This is a genomic window from Dietzia massiliensis (assembly GCF_018390595.1).
GTDB lineage: Bacteria > Actinomycetota > Actinomycetes > Mycobacteriales > Mycobacteriaceae > Dietzia > Dietzia massiliensis.
Genome location: NZ_JAHBAV010000193.1, coordinates 1 through 450, shown reverse-complemented (window position 1 = coordinate 450; position 450 = coordinate 1). Strand labels below are relative to the sequence as shown.

Annotated in this window: 1 protein-coding gene; it reads right to left on the bottom strand. The window is 61.8% G+C overall.

Annotation, left to right across the window (positions count from 1 at the left end):
• Positions 1–450: radical SAM protein (locus tag KHA85_RS16800; RefSeq protein ID WP_213186671.1), on the bottom strand; the 450-nt coding region annotated here is incomplete at both ends.

Sequence of the window (450 nt, the reverse complement as noted above, 5' to 3'; positions counted from 1 at the left end):
GATCCACCCGGCTGTTGGAGCTGCGGCCGTAAGGGGCGCCCGGGAACGGGTTCCATGGGATCAGGTTGATCTTGCACGGCGTGTCTTTCAGCACTTCCGCCAGCTGATGCGCATCGTCGGTGCTGTCGTTGATATGATCCAGCATCACGTACTCGACGGTCACGCGGCCCTGGTTGGCGTTGGATTTTTCCAGATAGCGACGCACCGCGGACAGGAAGGTCTCGATGTTGTACTTGCGGTTGATCGGCACGATCTCATCGCGGATGGTGTCGTTCGGCGCATGCAGCGAGATCGCCAGCGCCACGTCGATCATGTCGCCCAGCTTGTCCAGCGCCGGCACCACGCCGGAGGTAGACAGGGTCACGCGGCGTTTGGACAGGCCAAAGCCGAAGTCGTCCAGCATGATTTCCATCGCCGGCACCACGTTGTTCAGGTTGAGCAGCGGCTCGC